Source organism: Thermococcus profundus, assembly GCF_002214585.1.
In the GTDB taxonomy this organism is placed as follows: Archaea; Methanobacteriota_B; Thermococci; order Thermococcales; family Thermococcaceae; genus Thermococcus; species Thermococcus profundus.
Genome location: NZ_CP014862.1, coordinates 710,661 through 726,187 on the forward strand (window position 1 = coordinate 710,661; position 15,527 = coordinate 726,187).

Genomic DNA, 15,527 nt, shown 5'->3' on the forward strand with positions numbered 1-15,527 from the left:
AAGGTTAAGGCCTGGTGATCTCTCCTTTTCCTTATGCGCTGGAGCGAGATCCCGAGAGATGCCAAGGCCTACATGATCTACCATACTCTAATAGCGCCCGGGCTAATAACCTGGACGCTCTTCCCGCTCTACCTCATGATGACGGGCTATTCGATCCTGGAAGTCGGGGCGTTCTTTACGGTAGTTAACATAGCCTCAATCCCGCTCACCTACATATTCGGCAGGCTCTTCAACCGCTGGGACATCAAAAAGGGCCTGATAGCGATAGACATCCTCGACGGGATAGCCTACGTCATGTACGGCCTTGCAAAAGGAGCGATAGCGCCGCTGATGCTCTTTGGCGGTAAGCTGATCGACAAGCTCTCCACTCTCTTGTATCCTCTCTACCAGGCCTACGAGCAGGTGATCTATCCAGAGGACAAGTACGAGGAGATATTCGCTTGGCATCTAAGGTTGCCCGAGATAGCAACTTTAGTGAGCTTTCCGATAATGGGCTACCTCCTCGGCTATGTTTACAACAAACCGAAGCACTACCGCTTAACCTTCCTCTTCTTCGGCCTATTCTCGGTTGTTACCGTTACTTATCTCTGGCTCTTTCTGCCTTCGGTGGGAAAGGAGGAGAGGATAAGCCCTGAGGGCTTCACTTTCAAGGCTGGGGAGTTCAAGCGTTTGATCGCGTTTGAAACGCTCCTAGCTCTAGCCTGGGGATTGGCTCCTGAGTTCATCCTCATAAACTATGTTGTCTTCGTCCTCCATAAAACGGTCTTCGAGCTAACGCTCATAGCCGTTGCCTGCAGTCTGATGAGAATAACCGGAACTTACGCCAGCGAGAGAGTCCCTAAGGGCAGGGGCTTCCACGCGATAGCCGTAGGAATGTTCCTCAACGCCTTCTACGCCTTGGTGATGGCCTTTGCACCACCCTTCTGGCTGGCATTAGTAGTCTACGCCATCGGGGACTTCGGAAATGCGCTCTGGTTCCCCTTCTACCGCTCGTGGCTCTTCAAGCTCATCCCGAAAGAGAAGACAACCGAGTTCCACGCGGCGATATCGAGCTATCGGAGGGTTCTCGGGCTGATAACACCGCTCCTGGCCGGCTTTCTTGCGAGCCTACATCCAACACTGCCCTACGGCGCTAGCCTTGGTGGATTTATAGCGGCAGGACTTTTCCTCCTGTGGATCGCAAAGAGAAAGTAACGGACTCACGCCCTTCCCATCTGAGAGGTGTAGAGCCTGTAGAAGTAGCCTTTCCTCGCGAGCAGTTCCTCCGGAGATCCTTCCTCCACTATTCTCCCATCATCAACTACTACGACCTTGTCAGCGAAGCGCGTTATCCCGAGGCGGTGAGCGATTATTATGCTCGTCCTTCCCTCCATCAGCCTGAGCATGGCATCCTGCACCAGCCTTTCGGTCTTCGGGTCAACGCTTGAGAGCGCCTCGTCGAGGATGACTATGTCGGGATCCTTTAGAAGTGCCCTCGCGAGCGATATGAGTTGCCTTTCCCCAACGGAGAGGAGCTTTCCGGCCTCCCCCGCGGAGGTGTTGTAGCCCTGCGGGAGCCTTTCTATGAATTCGTGGACGCCGAGCCCTTTGCAGACCCTTATCACGTCCTCCTCACTCGCCTCCGGGTTCGCCATGAGGATGTTCTCCATTATCGTTCCCGGGAAGAGGTAGGTCTCCTGCGGGACGTAGCCTATTCTCTTCCTCAGGCTCTTCCTGCTTATCTCCTTCCCGTCGAGGCCATCGTAGCGAAGCTTCCCGCTCGTAGGATCGTAGAAGCGCATTATTAAGCTCGCCATCGTGGTTTTTCCAGCGCCAGTCTTTCCAACAACGGCCACCTTTGTAGCGGGAGGAATGTGGAGGTCTATCCCCTTGAGAACAGGGATGCCATCCTCGTACTCGAACCAGACGTCCTCGAACGTGAGCTCGCCCTTCAACCTCTCGACGTCCCTTCCCGAGTAGTCCTCGACGTTTCCATCCTCTAATACCTCGTATATCCTCTCCAGCGCGGCCAGAGCTGACTGTAGGCTGTCGTACATGCTTACGACGTTGTTTATGGGCCCGCGGAATCGCTGGGCGTACTGGATGAAGGCAACCACAACGCCGACGCTAACCGCGCCCTGGTGGACAAGGTAGCCGCCGTAGGCTATGACTACTATGACCGAAATCAGGCTTGTTATATTCATGAGCGGCCAGAAGATGCCCATGTATACAGCCACCCGGAGGTATGCCTTTATCGTCTCCCTTGAGGCCTTGGAAAACTCCCTTTCTGCTTCACCCTCCCTGCCGAAGGCTCTTATCGTCTCAATACCCGCGACGCTTTCTTCCACGACGCTTGAGATCCTCGCTATCTTCTGCCTCGTCTCCCTGTAGGCCCTCCTCATCTTCCCCCCGAAGTAATAAGCGACAAGGACCATCAGCGGGACGCTCGTTAGCGTTACGAGGGTCAGCTTAACGTCGAGGAGGAGCATGGCGATGATTATGCCTGTGAGGCTGAGCAGACTCCCAAGGCCCCCCAGAAGGCCCGAAACGAGGACGTCGTTCACTATTCCCGTGTCGTTCACTATCCTCGACACGAGGTCCCCGGTTGATTTGTCCTTGAAGAAGTTCAGACTCGAGCGAAGAACCTTCTCGTGTAGCCTCGCCCTTAAATCACGGAGGACTTTCTGACCGAAGACCTCGATGTAGAAGGTTTGAAGCGTCGCGAAGAACCACTGAGCCACGAGAGAGGCAAGGTAGAGCAGGCCTATGACCCAGAAGCGGGAATAGTTGTTCACCAAAATGTAGCGGTCAATCGCTATACTCAGGATGTACGGGGGAGCGAGCGTGGCCAGGGCGGAGCCCACTATGCTCGCAACGACTATCGCGAGGGTTTTCCTGTGGGAGAGGGCTTCACCTATGAACCTCCTGAGGAGCGAGAGGGACGACTTACCTTCCATTCCACCCACCCCTTCCGAGCATCTCGCTGAAGAGTCCCCCCGCCTTTGCGAGCTCCTCTGGGCTTCCGTCCTCGACAGCCTTACCGTCCACCATAACGATAACCCTGTCGGCGAGCCTGGCCATTGAGAGCCTCTGGGAGACGATTACTGCAGTCCTGCCCTTGAGGATGTCCCTAAGATCCCCAATCAGGCTCTCCTCTGTCTTTGCGTCGAGGTTCGAGACCGGGTCATCAAGGAGGATTATCTTGGGCTCGAGGAGGAGTGCCCTCGCCAGAGCGATTCTCTGCCTCTGGCCTCCGGAGAGGGTTACGCCCTTCTCGCCGACAACAGTGTCGTAACCCTCTGGAAGCGAGGAGATGAAGTCGTGGATCTTCGCTATTTTGGCCGCTCTGATGATCTCTTCAAGGCTCGCGTCGGGCTTCGCTAAAGCTATGTTCTCCCTTATGCTCCTGTTGAATATGAAGGGCTCCTGCGGGACGTATGCCACTATCTTCCTCAGGCTGGAGGTCTTTATTTTCCCCACGTCCACGCCGTCAATCAAGACTTCGCCCTTGTCCGGCTCGTAGAAGCGCGCTATGAGCTTCAGCAGGGTGCTCTTCCCGGAACCGGGCGGGCCGGTTATTAGGACTCTCTCGCCCGGCCGGATTTTAAGGTTAAGTCCTTTGAGGACCGTCTTCCCGGTGTGGTAGGTTAGGTAAACGTCCCTGAACTCTATTTCCCCGCGCGGGCTGGTGAGCTCTACAGCGTCAGGCGGGTCTATATGTTTCGGAGCGGAATCAATCACCTCAAAGAGCCTTGAGGCAGCGGCAAGACTCCTCTGGATGTCGCCTATCGTGAAGCCCAAAGCCCTCAGCGGCCACGTCATGGTGAGCATGTAGGTCAGAAAGGCGGTAAGCTCGCCAACGGTCAGGTTTTGGGCCATTATGGCCCTCCCGCCATAGTAGAGCATGGCACTCATCGCAATTCCCATTATCAGGAAGGGCGCGTTTCCGTAGAGGGCGGTTATCTTGGTCGCCTCGACGTTGAGGGAATAGAGCTTCTCGTTCTCTTCCTGGAACTTTCCCTGGATTTCTTCCTCCACCGAGAGGGCCTTTATCGTCTTAACCCCCGCTATGCTGCCCGTTGAGACCGAGGCTATGACTCCGGTCTGGTGCCTCACTTCATCGTATATAGGTCTCACCTTTTTCGCGTACGTGGTGTTTAAAGCAACCACTAGGGCTATCGTGATGAGGGCAACACCCGTAAGGGCAGTGTTCATTCTTGCCATGTAGTAGAGCGAGATTATGATGAGGAAGACTGAGTAGACGAACATCCTGATGCGGAACGATAAAAAGCGCGTTATCCTCTCGGTATCGTTGGTTATCCTGCTTATGAGCTGGCCCGAGTAGGTCTTATCGAAGAACTCCATCCTCTGCCTCTGGATGGCCTTGAATGCCTCCATGCGGAGGTGGTAGACAGCGTGCTGGGCCGCCCTTACGAGGAGATAGCGACCGCTGAAGCTGAATGCCCCGTTGAGAACAGCGACGAGGAGGACGAGGAGAGCGTAGCGGATAGCTACGCGGTACTCTCCGGTGGTTATTCCCCCGTCTATCGCCCCCCTTATTAGGACGGGGATTACTCCGTTGGTGTAGGACATCAGGAGGACCAGGGATAGGCCCGCGATGAAGTGAAACTTGTGCTCCCTTAGATAGCCCAGCAGCCTTTTGAGTTGCCGCACCGAGTCGCCCATATTGGAAACGTTGCGTCCGCTACTATAAATATTTGCCGGTTAAGACGTCCATCTGATAATGCCTTCAGCACGCCCAGGGCTTGACCATTAGTGCCGATGTGGTTAAAAACCACGTGAAGACCACCAGAGCGAGCTCGTGAAGCTGTTTTTCGTAGTATTCGTGCTGAAGGAGATACGACAGGCCGGTTGCGAGGGAGAGAAAGTAGAGCATCGTTACAAAGCCCCAGTCTTGCAGAGGCCAACCGGGACGAGGAGAAGACCGAAGAGTAAGTGGCTCTTCGCGTGCTCCCTTATGGCCTCATAGCGCTCAAGGAGAAGGTAGCTGAGGAGCAAGGGGGCTATCAAAATAGCTAGAGCAAGAATCCAAGTGGAGGTAACGCAGTAAAACTTAACACAGGGGATCCCGCCAACCCTTTGGGTAGTCCGGTAGAGGTCGGCGACCTTCCTGTGGATTCCGAGGGATGCCTCAACTAGAAAGACGAAAAGGGAATACGCCACTGACGGGGCTGGCCTTCCCCTCATTCTCCTCTCCTCAGAACTCTGGAATCCTTATAGGTGCCTGGAGCTCCTTCTCGTTCTTCTCAAGGTTAGTCGCGAGCATCCGTATTCTCTCACAGCCTTTGATTTCCCTGATGAACTCTGCAACGCTTTTGGGGACGAGCTCCTCCCAGGGTTCCCCCTCAACCATGCGCCTCCTTATCTCGGTAGCAGATAGAATGTCCTTCCTGAACATCGGCTGGACGATAACTTCGTAACCCTTCTCGCGGAAGAGCTGAGCCACCAGGGAATTTCCGGTAAAGACCACGTCGAAGCGCGGAACCATGCTCACCACGTAGGTCGCCCAGATGGCGTTGAAGTTTATGTCTGGCAGAGGGATGAGGTAGTATCTCTTCTCCGTTAAGCCTGCCTCGTCGAGCGCCCTTATGAGCATCTCCATCCTTTCGCTCGTCGTGAATGGGTTTTTAAGCGTGTGACTTGCCTGTGCGCTTCCAACTCCTATTATCACTTCATCAACCTGCGAAAAAACGAATTCGAGCGCCTTTATGTGTCCGTTGTGGACGGGCTGAAAGCGGCCGACGAAGAGGCCTCGCTTAACCATTGCTTTCACCTCCCCTGTTGTCTAACATTACAAACGCATTCAATTCCCTCGGCAGTTGATGCCCCCTCAAAATCGGAGTCCATGGAGACCAGTGAAAGCTCATAAAATTTGGCGGTTGCGAGGATTATCGCATCGTTTGGCAGGAGGCCGTATTTCTTCAGGAAACCGAAGGCCATATCAGTGATCTCTTCGGTAACCGGCAGTTCCACGAAGTTATCTCTCAAGAATAGATAGAGCTTCTCGATTTTATCCTCGTGTGCTTTTATCTCCTCAGTGTTATTTCTAAGGGTCAAGTAGCTCTTCCCGGTTACCTGTTTAAGGAACACAAAGAGAACTTCGCTGAAGATCACAGGATTTATGAACTTTGGATCGTTTTCTACTGACTTCAACAGCTCCTTCGCCCGGGAGTTCCCCCTGAGAGCCTCCAGGATGACCGAGGAATCAACCAAATATCTCCTCATAGAGCTCCATCCTCAGCTCTTTTGCTGACTTCTCCGAGGGCATCATTCCGAATACGTCATCAATCTTCACTCTCTGCTTTTTCTTGGCCTTCCAGAGGGACTCAAGAATCGCTGAGAGCTCCCTCTTGAAAATTTCCTCCATTCCGTCTGGAACCATAACCCGGACCTTTACTTCTCCCATTTTCTCACCACTTCTTTATTTTCCCCAAAGCTGATAACGTTTTCTCATAACAGCTTTTCAGCTACTCCTATAAACTCCCCCATCTTTGGAAGGATATCCACAATCTCATCCGGGTCTGGAGGGAAACCCACGTCATACTGGGTCTGGTGTCTTAAGTTTCTAACGTAGTCCAGATACCTCACCCATTTAACGTCGAGAAGGCCGGGCTTTACGTAGAACTCCCTGAGGTAGGCTGAAATGCAAGTGTGGCTCTTCTCCCTCCATCCATCTTTGAGAAGCAAAGCCCTGGCGGCGTGAAACAGTGCAAGGTACGCCATCACGAGCGCACCGTCGTATATTCCCATCTCAAGGTTTCTTCGCGAGGACTCCAAAAAGGAGCGTGCTTTGTGGATGCTGAGGCGGGCAAGCTCTGGCTGGGGCTCCATTCTTCTCAGATAGCCCCTTTCCACACATTCTTCAAACCTCATCAAGATCACCCCACAGCACGATGGAGGACAGTTTGATACTCCAGTACAGGTAGGGGTTTTCCTCCTTCAGGCGGGCAAGTTTTTCCTTCGTAAGCACCAGGAGATCAACTTCTCTGCCAGTAACGGTCTCGAGCTTTTCTTGTAGCTCCATAATCCTGAGTGGATCATTTTCCTTGGTTAATACCCAGACGTCGAGATCACTCTCAGGCCGGTTTTCACCGCGGGCAAAACTGCCATAAACACCGAGGGCAAGCATCCACTCTTCTCTGAGTGGGAGAATTTTATCCCTGAGGGTCCAGAAGTTGAGGAAGCGCTTTGTTTCCCTGAGCTCTACTCCAGACCTTAAGAAGAACTTCCTCCCCTTCTTCTCCAGCAACCCAAGCTCAAGTAATTCTTTGAGGTAAAGAGAAACCAGCCCCTTGCTGATCCCCAGTGCATAACTTACGTCTTCAACCCCAAACTCCCCCTTTTCCAGTATGTATTCAAGTATCTTCTCCCGCTTCTCCGTCGATGCAATTCTGTGGATCATGGTAGAGACTCTCGTTCAAGATTTTTGAACCTTTCGTTCAAGATTTTTGAACGAGCCTCACCCTTACTTTATCACCAACCTTGAGGCCCAGCCTCTCAGCAGCAGAACCCTGGTTAACCGCTATCTCAAGGTAGCCGTGGCTTCCCGGGAGGGCCAAGAGCTCACCGGGCTTGACCTGGCCATAGGTATCGAGGTAGGGAACTTTAATGTCAAAATCAACGAGTTCAACCCTACTCGGACTTCCGTAGTCCTCAAGGTTCAGGATAACGTTTCCGAAATCGTCTATGTAAATAACCTTGAGAAGCCAGGTGTCGTTCTCTTTCCTCGGCCCGACGTCGAGCTTAACGAGGCTTTCAAGCTCTATCTCACGGGCGAACTCATCAGGGTGGATCCCTTTATCTATCAGAGCCCCCGCCGGTCCGAAGACGTCCCTCCCGTGGAAGGTTGAACTAACATCCCAGCCGGTAAATCGTTTGAGCCTTCCAATATCGATCTCCCAGGCCCTATTTGGTCTGATGTGTTTGAGCGGGAGCGTGGCTAAGCCGTTGTCGGGGACGACGAGCCATTGTTCACCCTCGATTATCAGGGCTCTCCTCGAAGTTCCAACTCCAGGGTCTATAACGCCGACGTGGACGGTTCCTTCTGTGGAGTACTTAACAACCTGCTCCATGACGAAGGAGCCCTCGATGATTGAGTGGCGCGTTATGGAATGTGTTACATCAACGATGGTCGCGTTTGGATTCATCCTGAGCATGGCCACCTTCATCTCGCCGACGTAGGGGCCTCTCATGCCAAAGTCGGTCGTCAGCGTTATCACCCTCACCACCGGAAAGGATTTATGTGATCTGCCTTAAGAGGTTGCCGGAGGGAGAGCATGATAGCGGTGCTCAGGCTCGGACACAGACCGGAGAGGGACAAGAGGATAACGACCCACGTGGCTTTAACCGCGAGGGCCTTCGGTGCCGAAAAGATAATCATAGCGGCCGAGGAGGACGAACACGTCAGGGAGAGCGTTGAGGACGTCGTGAGACGCTGGGGAGGGCCGTTTCAGATAGAGTTCAACCCGAGCTGGAAGAAGATCCTCCGCGAGTGGAGGGAATCGGGAGGGGTTATAGTTCACCTCACGATGTATGGAATACACATCGACGACGCCATTCCGAGGGTCAGGGAGGAGCTGAAGGCTGGAAAAGACGTCCTAGTGGTGGTTGGGGCAGAGAAGGTGCCGAGAGATGTTTACGAGATAGCCCACTACAACGTGGCCGTTGGGAACCAGCCCCACAGTGAGGTCGCGGCTTTGGCGGTCTTCCTCGACAGACTGCTGGAAGGTAAAGGCCTCAGGAGGGAGTTCGAGGGGGCAAAGCTTAAGATAATTCCCCAGGAGAGGGGGAAGAAGGTCATCGAGCTGGAGTGATGGGCATGGTGCTCAACAACTACCGGGATAACGTTAGGGGCTACCTTGAGGCCATCGTTAGGCCGCTGGCTAAGATGGGAGTTACTCCGAACACTATAACCTTTGTTGGTCTTCTAATAAGCCTCCTCGGAGCTTACCTTTTCTACATTCGGAGCCCGAGGCTGGCGGCATTGGTCCTGCTGATTGGATCCGCGATAGACGCCCTCGACGGAACATTGGCGAGGATGACTGGGAAGGTGAGCCGCTTTGGGGCGTTCCTCGATTCCACCTTCGACAGGATCAGCGACGGGGCAGTTCTGTTCGGCATAGCCCTCGGGAACCTTGCGGACTGGCGCTGGACCTTCCTGACGTTCATAGGTGCCTACCTGGTCAGCTATGAGCGCTGTCGGGCCGAGCTTGCCGGCTCGGGAAAGCTGGCAGTGGGAATAGCGGAGAGGGCCGAGAGACTGCTAATCTTGATAGCCTTCTCCCTCGCGGGTATCGATTACGTGAAGTGGGGAGTTTACCTCGTTGGAATCCTGGCATGGATAACGGTCTTCCAGAGGATGTGGGCCGCTTACAGAAGGCTCAAGGAGTAATGGGCAAGAACGGGGGATGACGAGAATTTCGCTAGGCGAGCCTTACGGCGATGAAGAGCCCTGCCGTTACCGACCCATCTTTTTCTCTTTCCTGAGGAGAAGTTCGGCGGTGAGGGCTCCCTGGAGCTTTCTCATGCAGGAAGAACAATACGCGGGAGGTCTTCTGTCCCAGTCATCTATGTCGCTGGGGGGATTCATAACGCACTCATTGGGACAGTGTTCAAGCTCGAAGCTGTGGCCGAGCTCGTGGAGGACGCCCTTGAAGATGCGGGACTTCATAAGCTCCTTGTCTTCGCTCTCGAAGGGCTTCATCGACAGAACCATTATCTTCATCCCGAGGATATCCTGCTGGAAACCAAGAAACTTCTCGTATATGTGGAAGTACTGGTTGCGCGAAACCAGGGGAAAGGTAGTCAGGCCGAAGATACGCCTCATCTGGAAGCTCTCATCCTTGTGGATCTCCTGGAGAAGCCTCGCGTAGAGGGCCTCAATGAGTGCCTCTAGGGGGTACCCCTTAACCTGCTTGTCCCCAACCGGGATGTTGATCAGATATCCAGGGCCAACTTCCAGTTTTCCAAGGTACAGGAACCTGATCGGGAGGTCGTTCTGGGCTAGATATCGGTTGGCCTCGTCGAAGACTTCGAATATGAGGTTTTTGTCCGTGAAGTTCCCGATGTAGGTGGCGCCTATGTAGCTCAGTCGTCGGTCCCTTGGATACTGCATAGTGGGGGAACCTCCTGGAAGTTATTAAGTTTTATGGGCAAACGCTTTAAGGTCTCTTTGAGATTTCCTAATGCCCCCGGGAAACCGCGGGGAGCGAGCGCTCGGCGAGCCGTGAGTTCCCTTCGCTCCCCGGGGGCACAGCTTCATTCTTCCTCAACGTAGGGAGCTGTAATGACCTTCCTTATCTCCCTCGCCTTCTTCGGGCCTATGCCTTCAACTTCCTTCAGCTCCTCCTCTGTGGCGGTGAAGACCCTCTCAACGCTGCCAAAGTGCCTTAAAAGCCTCTTTGCAAGGGTAGCCGAGACGTTTGGAAGGCCCTCGACTATGAGCCGCTGCCTCTCGGCAAGTGTTAGTGCCTTCTTCTCGCTCCTCACCCTTACTTCCTTCTTCCTCTCCTCCTGTTCGCGCTTTGCCAGGAGGTAGATGAACTGTGCCGTCTCCTCCGGCCCGGAGGAGAAGAGTATCGGAACCCCCCAGTCGAGGGTCACCGCCGCTATCGCACCCCTTATGGCGTTGGGGTGGACGTTCCTTATGCCGTAGAGGTTGCCCTCGATGATTATGACTGGCTTCTCGTAGGCCCTCTTCAGCCTGTCAACCTGGTCGAAGAGGCGACCGTCTATTATGGACTGGATGAAGTCGTTGGCGCTCTTCCTCTCTATCCCAACGTCCTCGCTCACAACGTAGTCTGCAACATCGAGGGTTCTAACCTCAACCTCCGCTCCAAGTTCCCTCAGATGCTTAGGAACTCCGCTCCTCAGCTCGCGGTTGTCCACGTAAACAACTATCCCCTTCGGCTTTCTCACAAAGATGGGCTTTATCGGAAGATCCTCGGCGGTTTCTTTCGGCTTCTCGCTGGATTTTTCTTTCGAGGCCGCGGAAACGGCCCCCTCAACTCCGTCAGCATTTATGGCCTCGGCCTTTTCAGGTTTCTTCGGCTTCAGAAAAGCGTCCAGCGGGGTTATCTTACCCTTAGCCATCTCGGCACTCCCCTTGGGTTCGTTCTCACCTGATTTCACAACCTCATCTGCCCCTGCATAGGAGCGAACCTTCCCGGACTTTTCCAGCTCCCTCGCTATCTTCTTTATCGCGCTGAACATTCCCCTCTCCTTCCTTTTAGAGGCCCAGTAGTAGGCTTCATCTCTCGTTCCCTTCGCCATCAATATTACGACCTTCCCTGGCCTGTGTCTTCCCGTTCTTCCCCTCCTTTGTATGCTCCTTATGGCTGATGGTACGGGCTCGTAGAATACCACCAAATCCACTTCGGGAACGTCGAGGCCCTCTTCACCCACGCTTGTGGCAACCAGAACGTTGAACTCCCCCCTGGAGAAGCGCTCCAACGTTTCCTTCTGCTCCCTCTGGCTCATGCCTTTATCCTTTCCCCTGCTGGCCTGCCCTATGAACCTCTCAGCAGAGATTCCCATCGAAGTGAGCTCCTCGACGATTTTCTTTCCCGTATCGCGGTAGTTCGTGAAGACGATTATCTTGGAGTTCGGTTTTCTCTCCAGTTGCCTTTTGACGAGCTCCTTCAGCTTCTCCATCTTGGGGTGGTCTACTCCGCTCTCCTTCGCCTGGACGAGGAGGTAGATGACCTTTCTCATGCGCGGGTCTTCCATGAGCTCCCTGCTCGACTTCGTCCTCCTGTCCTCGCGGAGCTTTCTCAAATATGAGCTCAGGGCTGTGAGGCCCTGGGTTTCTAGGAGTTCAATCGCGTGGAGGAGCTTTACGGCCTTCGCCTGATGCATTCTGAGCCGTCCTATCTCGTAGTTTCCTCTTGCAACTTCCTGGTTTATCTTTGAGCCCGCCTGGAGGACTTCCCTCTTTGATATGTCAGGAGAATAAGTAGAAACGAGCTTGAAGTGGGCGAGGGGCTTGAGGGTCTCCTTAAGCATCTCGCGGAGGAGCGAGCGAACCTCCTTGTATATCCCGGGGAGATCCACTTTAACCCACTCGAACGCTATCCTCTGAACGTAGGGCTTAACGTCGGGCGAGCTTTCGGTTCTGATCTCGATCCTCTGGATTCCGAGGTTCTGGATTATCTCCCTTATCTTTTCCTCGTCGCTTCCTGGAGATGCGGTTAATCCAAGAACAAGCGGGTGTTTTGCTGTCTTGAGGTATTCCTTCGCGATGAAGACGTAGGAGTAGTTCCCGACCGCGCGGTGAGCCTCGTCTATGACGAGCAGAACAACATCCTCGAGGGAGATCTTTCCTGTGAGAATGTCGTTCTCGATGGTTTGGGGGGTTGCGGTGATGACAACGCTGTTCTCCCATACTTCTTTCCTCTTCTCCGGGGAGAGCTCACCGGTGAGGACGTTTATTTTATCTGGCTGAAGGCTGAACAGCCTTTTGAAGCTCTCGGCGTGCTGGACAGCTAGAGGTTTGGTAGGGGCGAGCATTAGAACCTTCCCGCCGTACTTTGAGAGCCTGTAGTCGGCTATGAGCATGGCTATCAGGGTTTTTCCAAGGCCCGTCGGGAGGACAACGAGGCAGTTCCACTCTTTACAGTGGGCGTATATAACCTCCTGGTAAACGCGCGGTTCTATTAGATCCCTTCTGAGGTACCCCATATTCTTGGGGACGGTGGGGAGGATAAAAAGCTTCTCATGGGATACTGAACAGCAAGCCCGTTGTCGTCAGGGCGAGCTGGAGCGGGGACGTCCCCGTGAGGAGAAACGCGTTGTTGACAACCGGCAGGGCTTTTAACAGGACGAAGAACGGGGGAAAGTATCCCGCGGCAGGCACCCTCTCCGCTAGCTTGATGGAGAGGAGTATGAGGGCGATTCCGAGGATCGTGAAGAGGGCGAAGCTTCCAAAGAACAGGGTCGGATTGGAGATCCGGGAGGCTATAACTGGGTTCCCCTCAGCGAATCCCCTTCTCACGCCTGCCCACGTTGTAAGGGCGTCGAGCACTGAGAAAACTGAGAAGGCCAGTGCGTATTTCAGCCCCTCAGTTTTAACCCCCATTTTGATCGTACTTTTTACGCTCCCATTCCTTAAATACTTTGTGCATTAGTCAGAACCTACATGTGTAGGTACACATGTATGCTGGCAAACGTTTTAACTCCCCCATCTAAGTGGGCAACATGCTCCTCACTAGGCACGCGAGGGAGAGGCTCATCAAGAGGCTCGCAAAGAGGAGAAGCTCCGAGAGGGTTTACCGGGCCCTGTGGGACTTCCTAGATCGCTCGAAAAAGCTCATGATTAACGACGAGGTCGTGATCTTCACCGACGGGAGGAAGAGCCTCGTCTGCGTTAAGCTACCCTGCGAAAGGCTTCCACTTGAGGAAATTCGGACGAGGGTAAGGGGAATAAGCGAACCCTACGAGTGCGTTTTTCCAGACGGAAAGCTGGGGAAGACGACAGTTCCCTCTAAATTCCTCGAGATGATACCCGACGGAATCTACTGCTTCTACCTCAACCGCGAGAAAAGGTCGCTCTACGTTGGAAGTGAAAGCCCGCTCCTGGCCGTAACCCTGAGGCCAGCCAAGAGATGGGAGAGGGACTCGTGAGAAAAGCTCTTATCCCGTCGTTCTAATTTAATCCGGTGAGATCATGGATGTGAAAAAGCTCGTTAAAGCCCGCGATCGTGTGGTTCTTTGGAAGCTAAAGATAACGAGGGCGGCCAGCTACCTCAGCATCGCGAACAGCTTTATGATCCTATTCGTCTTCGCTAAGGAACTCTACTCAATTCCCTGGATAGCGGAGAACTTCAGCTTCCGGGAGTTCGTGCTCCTGGCCTACGGTCTGGCCGTTGTCGGCTTCATAGCCCTTGCGGAGATCGACTGGCACTTCATGTACAAGAGGGAGCAGAGCTACGCCCTAACGCGGAACCCCCTCCTCCCCGCCCAGTGCTTCACCGCGGAATACCTCCTTGAAAAGGCCGCTGAGGAGGGCAGGATAACGGAGGAAGAAGCGGAAAAAATAATGGCATCCCTCAGGCTGGCTGGCTGTCCTCAAGGGGGACGACGGTTATCTCGCCGAAGGGCTCCTCCTGAATGAGGTCCACCTTCCCCATGTTGGAGAGGAAGAGCAGGTACAGGAACGTCCTCGCTACTATCTTCGGACTCGGGTCGAAAACCAGCTCCCAGAATTTTATCGGTTCCCCTTTTTCTCTGTAGAGCTTGACCACAATATTGTGGAGCCGGTAAACGTGCTTCTCGATGTCAACGCGGAAGTCGTCGACCACGAACACCTGCTCCTCTATGTTATCCTTCTTCCGCCTGCGCGGCTTCCTCTTTTCTGCCTCCTCAAGCGCGTCCATCAGGGCCTCAAGAAGATCATCGAAGGTGTAGTAACGTTCGCTCCGCCTTATTGGGGGAGCCAGAGGTTCGACTTCAACTCGTATGCGTTCCTCCGGTTTTTCTTCCTCCTCGCCGTCTTCTTCGTTGAGCAAAGCCTCGGTCTTCATCCTAACAAGAATTGAAGCGGCTAAAATTGCCCTCGCCGAGATGCGTAAATCCAGCTCCCTCATCTCGCGGAGCATCTTTATGTACTTCTCCGTTAGGTCAACGATGTCTATGTTCCAGGGGTCAACTTTACCCATCTTGACGAGCTGGAGGAGGATGTCAACGGGAGTTACCTCAGGTTCGAATCGGGATTCCATGGTATCACCCCACCTTTATCCAACCTCTCTCAAAACGCTTGAACTTTCTCTTTGCCCTATTGAAGGCTCTCTTAACCTCCTCAACATAAGCCTTCTCGCCGTAGAGAACCACGCCGTCGCTTAGGGCGTCCATTATAAGGGGATGTCCCTTAGCGAGCATCCTTCTGACCTCACCTGGCGTGTAGCCTTTTACATCGAGAGGGGCCCGGGTTTTATCGAGATCGTAGAGGAGTTTAAGCCTCTCGACTGGGTTGCTTGGGAGGTCGTCTGCTACAACAAGAACGTCAACGTCGCTTCCCAGACCAAATGAACCCTTGGCCGTCGAGCCGTAAAGGATAACCAGACGGACTTTGAGGGCCCGCTTGAGGCTTTCAACGTACTCCTGAACATCACTGAGGTAGGGGATGTCACCGGGCTTCATCATCAACCCTCCCCACGAACTCAATAACTCTCTTGGCGGCGTTTATAGCTTCCAAGGCGTCGTTCTTTCCGTAGTACTCGTGGGGGGCACCTTCAACGTATGCATCCGGATAGCGGGGAGGGATGTAATGCCTGTCCAGAAGCCTTGCAACGTCAAAGAGCTCTTCCGGAACATCAACCCTCTGCGATAGTACGTCCAAGAGCTTCTTTATCGAATGTCCGTATGCCATGATTCCAAAGCCAAAGAGGGCCGCTTTTACGGCGTACTCTGCCGCCTGCTGGGCTTTAAAGCACGCCCATGAGTAAAAGCCCCCCCTAATGTCATTCTCGGCACTTTTTAACGTGTAAAGGGCCTGGTCGAGCCACCTCTCGTACTCCTCGCGGTCAAACATC

21 protein-coding genes are annotated in these 15,527 nt (G+C 53.8%); 5 read left to right on the forward strand and 16 right to left on the reverse strand.

The window, feature by feature from the left end; all coding sequences use genetic code 11:
• The first annotated feature begins 33 nt into the window (after nucleotides 1-33).
• Nucleotides 34-1,194, forward strand: coding sequence for an MFS transporter (locus A3L09_RS04005; RefSeq protein WP_088857734.1), 1,161 nt, complete (start codon nucleotides 34-36; stop codon nucleotides 1,192-1,194).
• Between the two features lie 5 nt (nucleotides 1,195-1,199).
• Here A3L09_RS04005 and A3L09_RS04010 read toward each other — a convergent pair whose 3' ends face one another.
• From A3L09_RS04010 to A3L09_RS04050, 10 genes are all read right to left on the reverse strand, one after another.
• Complete coding sequence (locus tag A3L09_RS04010) at nucleotides 1,200-2,936, reverse strand: ABC transporter ATP-binding protein (RefSeq protein ID WP_088857735.1); 1,737 nt, start codon at nucleotides 2,934-2,936, stop codon at nucleotides 1,200-1,202.
• A complete protein-coding gene (locus A3L09_RS04015) occupies nucleotides 2,926-4,665 on the reverse strand; it encodes an ABC transporter ATP-binding protein (RefSeq protein WP_088857736.1) in 1,740 nt (579 codons plus the stop codon). The genes A3L09_RS04010 and A3L09_RS04015 overlap by 11 nt, the downstream gene beginning before the upstream one ends.
• A gap of 64 nt (nucleotides 4,666-4,729) precedes the next feature.
• Nucleotides 4,730-4,876, reverse strand: a complete 147-nt coding sequence (locus A3L09_RS11005; RefSeq protein ID WP_232473575.1) for a hypothetical protein — start codon at nucleotides 4,874-4,876, stop codon at nucleotides 4,730-4,732.
• Between the two features lie 2 nt (nucleotides 4,877-4,878).
• Nucleotides 4,879-5,187: a hypothetical protein gene (locus A3L09_RS04020; RefSeq protein WP_232473576.1), complete on the reverse strand. Its 309-nt coding sequence runs from the start codon at nucleotides 5,185-5,187 to the stop codon at nucleotides 4,879-4,881.
• A 10-nt stretch (nucleotides 5,188-5,197) separates the two neighbouring features.
• Entirely contained in the window at nucleotides 5,198-5,764 is a 567-nt protein-coding gene (locus tag A3L09_RS04025; RefSeq protein WP_088857737.1) for a nicotinamide-nucleotide adenylyltransferase, read from the reverse strand.
• 5 nt (nucleotides 5,765-5,769) lie between these two features.
• Nucleotides 5,770-6,225, reverse strand: coding sequence for a type II toxin-antitoxin system VapC family toxin (locus A3L09_RS04030; protein WP_088857738.1), 456 nt, complete (start codon nucleotides 6,223-6,225; stop codon nucleotides 5,770-5,772).
• Nucleotides 6,206-6,406 carry a hypothetical protein gene (locus A3L09_RS04035; protein ID WP_088857739.1) on the reverse strand — a complete coding sequence of 67 codons (201 nt, stop codon included), beginning with the start codon at nucleotides 6,404-6,406 and terminating at the stop codon, nucleotides 6,206-6,208. The genes A3L09_RS04030 and A3L09_RS04035 overlap by 20 nt, the downstream gene beginning before the upstream one ends.
• Before the next feature lie 44 nt (nucleotides 6,407-6,450).
• Nucleotides 6,451-6,873: a HEPN domain-containing protein gene (locus A3L09_RS04040; protein ID WP_232473577.1), complete on the reverse strand. Its 423-nt coding sequence runs from the start codon at nucleotides 6,871-6,873 to the stop codon at nucleotides 6,451-6,453.
• On the reverse strand, nucleotides 6,863-7,402 hold the full coding sequence (locus A3L09_RS04045; protein WP_088857740.1) for a nucleotidyltransferase family protein: 540 nt from the start codon (nucleotides 7,400-7,402) through the stop codon (nucleotides 6,863-6,865). Before A3L09_RS04045 ends, A3L09_RS04040 begins: the two co-directional genes overlap by 11 nt.
• 37 nt (nucleotides 7,403-7,439) lie before the next feature.
• Entirely contained in the window at nucleotides 7,440-8,219 is a 780-nt protein-coding gene (locus A3L09_RS04050; protein WP_088857741.1) for an SAM hydrolase/SAM-dependent halogenase family protein, read from the reverse strand.
• Nucleotides 8,220-8,276: 57 nt separating this feature from the next.
• On the opposite strand from A3L09_RS04050, the gene A3L09_RS04055 reads away from it, so the two are divergent.
• On the forward strand, nucleotides 8,277-8,813 hold the full coding sequence (locus A3L09_RS04055; protein ID WP_088857742.1) for a tRNA (cytidine(56)-2'-O)-methyltransferase: 537 nt from the start codon (nucleotides 8,277-8,279) through the stop codon (nucleotides 8,811-8,813).
• A gap of 5 nt (nucleotides 8,814-8,818) precedes the next feature.
• The gene (gene pgsA, locus A3L09_RS04060; protein ID WP_088857743.1) at nucleotides 8,819-9,391 is read left to right on the forward strand and encodes an archaetidylinositol phosphate synthase; all 573 of its coding nucleotides are present in this window, start codon (nucleotides 8,819-8,821) and stop codon (nucleotides 9,389-9,391) included.
• A 66-nt stretch (nucleotides 9,392-9,457) separates the two neighbouring features.
• On the opposite strand, the gene A3L09_RS04065 is transcribed toward pgsA, so the two are convergent.
• From A3L09_RS04065 to A3L09_RS04075, 3 genes are all read right to left on the reverse strand, one after another.
• Nucleotides 9,458-10,114 carry a zinc metalloprotease gene (locus A3L09_RS04065; RefSeq protein ID WP_088857744.1) on the reverse strand — a complete coding sequence of 219 codons (657 nt, stop codon included), beginning with the start codon at nucleotides 10,112-10,114 and terminating at the stop codon, nucleotides 9,458-9,460.
• A 143-nt stretch (nucleotides 10,115-10,257) separates the two neighbouring features.
• Entirely contained in the window at nucleotides 10,258-12,678 is a 2,421-nt protein-coding gene (locus A3L09_RS04070) for a DEAD/DEAH box helicase (protein WP_088857745.1), read from the reverse strand.
• Nucleotides 12,679-12,712: 34 nt separating this feature from the next.
• Nucleotides 12,713-13,075 carry a DUF5658 family protein gene (locus A3L09_RS04075; RefSeq protein ID WP_088857746.1) on the reverse strand — a complete coding sequence of 121 codons (363 nt, stop codon included), beginning with the start codon at nucleotides 13,073-13,075 and terminating at the stop codon, nucleotides 12,713-12,715.
• Nucleotides 13,076-13,194: 119 nt separating this feature from the next.
• Between A3L09_RS04075 and A3L09_RS04080 the strand changes: the two genes are divergently transcribed.
• Both A3L09_RS04080 and A3L09_RS04085 read left to right on the forward strand, forming a co-directional pair.
• Nucleotides 13,195-13,620 carry a hypothetical protein gene (locus A3L09_RS04080; RefSeq protein ID WP_088857747.1) on the forward strand — a complete coding sequence of 142 codons (426 nt, stop codon included), beginning with the start codon at nucleotides 13,195-13,197 and terminating at the stop codon, nucleotides 13,618-13,620.
• Nucleotides 13,621-13,663: 43 nt separating this feature from the next.
• Nucleotides 13,664-14,110: a hypothetical protein gene (locus A3L09_RS04085; RefSeq protein WP_088857748.1), complete on the forward strand. Its 447-nt coding sequence runs from the start codon at nucleotides 13,664-13,666 to the stop codon at nucleotides 14,108-14,110.
• Here A3L09_RS04085 and A3L09_RS04090 read toward each other — a convergent pair.
• Genes A3L09_RS04090 through A3L09_RS04100 form a run of 3 tightly spaced genes read right to left on the reverse strand, consistent with a single transcriptional unit; the run spans nucleotide 14,046 to nucleotide 15,526 of the window.
• The gene (locus A3L09_RS04090) at nucleotides 14,046-14,714 is read right to left on the reverse strand and encodes a segregation and condensation protein A (RefSeq protein ID WP_088857749.1); all 669 of its coding nucleotides are present in this window, start codon (nucleotides 14,712-14,714) and stop codon (nucleotides 14,046-14,048) included. The two genes, A3L09_RS04085 and A3L09_RS04090, sit on opposite strands and share 65 nt — an antisense overlap.
• Nucleotides 14,715-14,718: 4 nt before the next feature.
• The gene (locus A3L09_RS04095) at nucleotides 14,719-15,138 is read right to left on the reverse strand and encodes a nucleotidyltransferase domain-containing protein (RefSeq protein ID WP_232473578.1); all 420 of its coding nucleotides are present in this window, start codon (nucleotides 15,136-15,138) and stop codon (nucleotides 14,719-14,721) included.
• Nucleotides 15,122-15,526 carry a HEPN domain-containing protein gene (locus tag A3L09_RS04100; RefSeq protein WP_088857750.1) on the reverse strand — a complete coding sequence of 135 codons (405 nt, stop codon included), beginning with the start codon at nucleotides 15,524-15,526 and terminating at the stop codon, nucleotides 15,122-15,124. The genes A3L09_RS04095 and A3L09_RS04100 overlap by 17 nt, the downstream gene beginning before the upstream one ends.
• Between the last annotated feature and the right edge of the window lies 1 nt (nucleotide 15,527).

Coding starts and splice junctions, on each gene's coding strand:
- A3L09_RS11005 (WP_232473575.1), bottom strand. CDS start 4,876: ATGCTCTACTTTCTCTCCCTCGCAACCGGCCTGTCGTATCTCCTTCAG.
- A3L09_RS04030 (WP_088857738.1), bottom strand. CDS start 6,225: ATGAGGAGATATTTGGTTGATTCCTCGGTCATCCTGGAGGCTCTCAGG.
- A3L09_RS04100 (WP_088857750.1), bottom strand. CDS start 15,526: ATGTTTGACCGCGAGGAGTACGAGAGGTGGCTCGACCAGGCCCTTTAC.
- A3L09_RS04080 (WP_088857747.1), top strand. CDS start 13,195: ATGCTCCTCACTAGGCACGCGAGGGAGAGGCTCATCAAGAGGCTCGCA.
- pgsA (WP_088857743.1), top strand. CDS start 8,819: ATGGTGCTCAACAACTACCGGGATAACGTTAGGGGCTACCTTGAGGCC.
- A3L09_RS04040 (WP_232473577.1), bottom strand. CDS start 6,873: ATGAGGTTTGAAGAATGTGTGGAAAGGGGCTATCTGAGAAGAATGGAG.
- A3L09_RS04020 (WP_232473576.1), bottom strand. CDS start 5,187: ATGAGGGGAAGGCCAGCCCCGTCAGTGGCGTATTCCCTTTTCGTCTTT.
- A3L09_RS04005 (WP_088857734.1), top strand. CDS start 34: ATGCGCTGGAGCGAGATCCCGAGAGATGCCAAGGCCTACATGATCTAC.
- A3L09_RS04095 (WP_232473578.1), bottom strand. CDS start 15,138: ATGATGAAGCCCGGTGACATCCCCTACCTCAGTGATGTTCAGGAGTAC.
- A3L09_RS04090 (WP_088857749.1), bottom strand. CDS start 14,714: ATGGAATCCCGATTCGAACCTGAGGTAACTCCCGTTGACATCCTCCTC.
- A3L09_RS04070 (WP_088857745.1), bottom strand. CDS start 12,678: ATGGGGTACCTCAGAAGGGATCTAATAGAACCGCGCGTTTACCAGGAG.
- A3L09_RS04015 (WP_088857736.1), bottom strand. CDS start 4,665: ATGGGCGACTCGGTGCGGCAACTCAAAAGGCTGCTGGGCTATCTAAGG.
- A3L09_RS04045 (WP_088857740.1), bottom strand. CDS start 7,402: ATGATCCACAGAATTGCATCGACGGAGAAGCGGGAGAAGATACTTGAA.
- A3L09_RS04075 (WP_088857746.1), bottom strand. CDS start 13,075: ATGGGGGTTAAAACTGAGGGGCTGAAATACGCACTGGCCTTCTCAGTT.
- A3L09_RS04025 (WP_088857737.1), bottom strand. CDS start 5,764: ATGGTTAAGCGAGGCCTCTTCGTCGGCCGCTTTCAGCCCGTCCACAAC.
- A3L09_RS04085 (WP_088857748.1), top strand. CDS start 13,664: ATGGATGTGAAAAAGCTCGTTAAAGCCCGCGATCGTGTGGTTCTTTGG.
- A3L09_RS04065 (WP_088857744.1), bottom strand. CDS start 10,114: ATGCAGTATCCAAGGGACCGACGACTGAGCTACATAGGCGCCACCTAC.
- A3L09_RS04035 (WP_088857739.1), bottom strand. CDS start 6,406: ATGGGAGAAGTAAAGGTCCGGGTTATGGTTCCAGACGGAATGGAGGAA.
- A3L09_RS04055 (WP_088857742.1), top strand. CDS start 8,277: ATGATAGCGGTGCTCAGGCTCGGACACAGACCGGAGAGGGACAAGAGG.
- A3L09_RS04010 (WP_088857735.1), bottom strand. CDS start 2,936: ATGGAAGGTAAGTCGTCCCTCTCGCTCCTCAGGAGGTTCATAGGTGAA.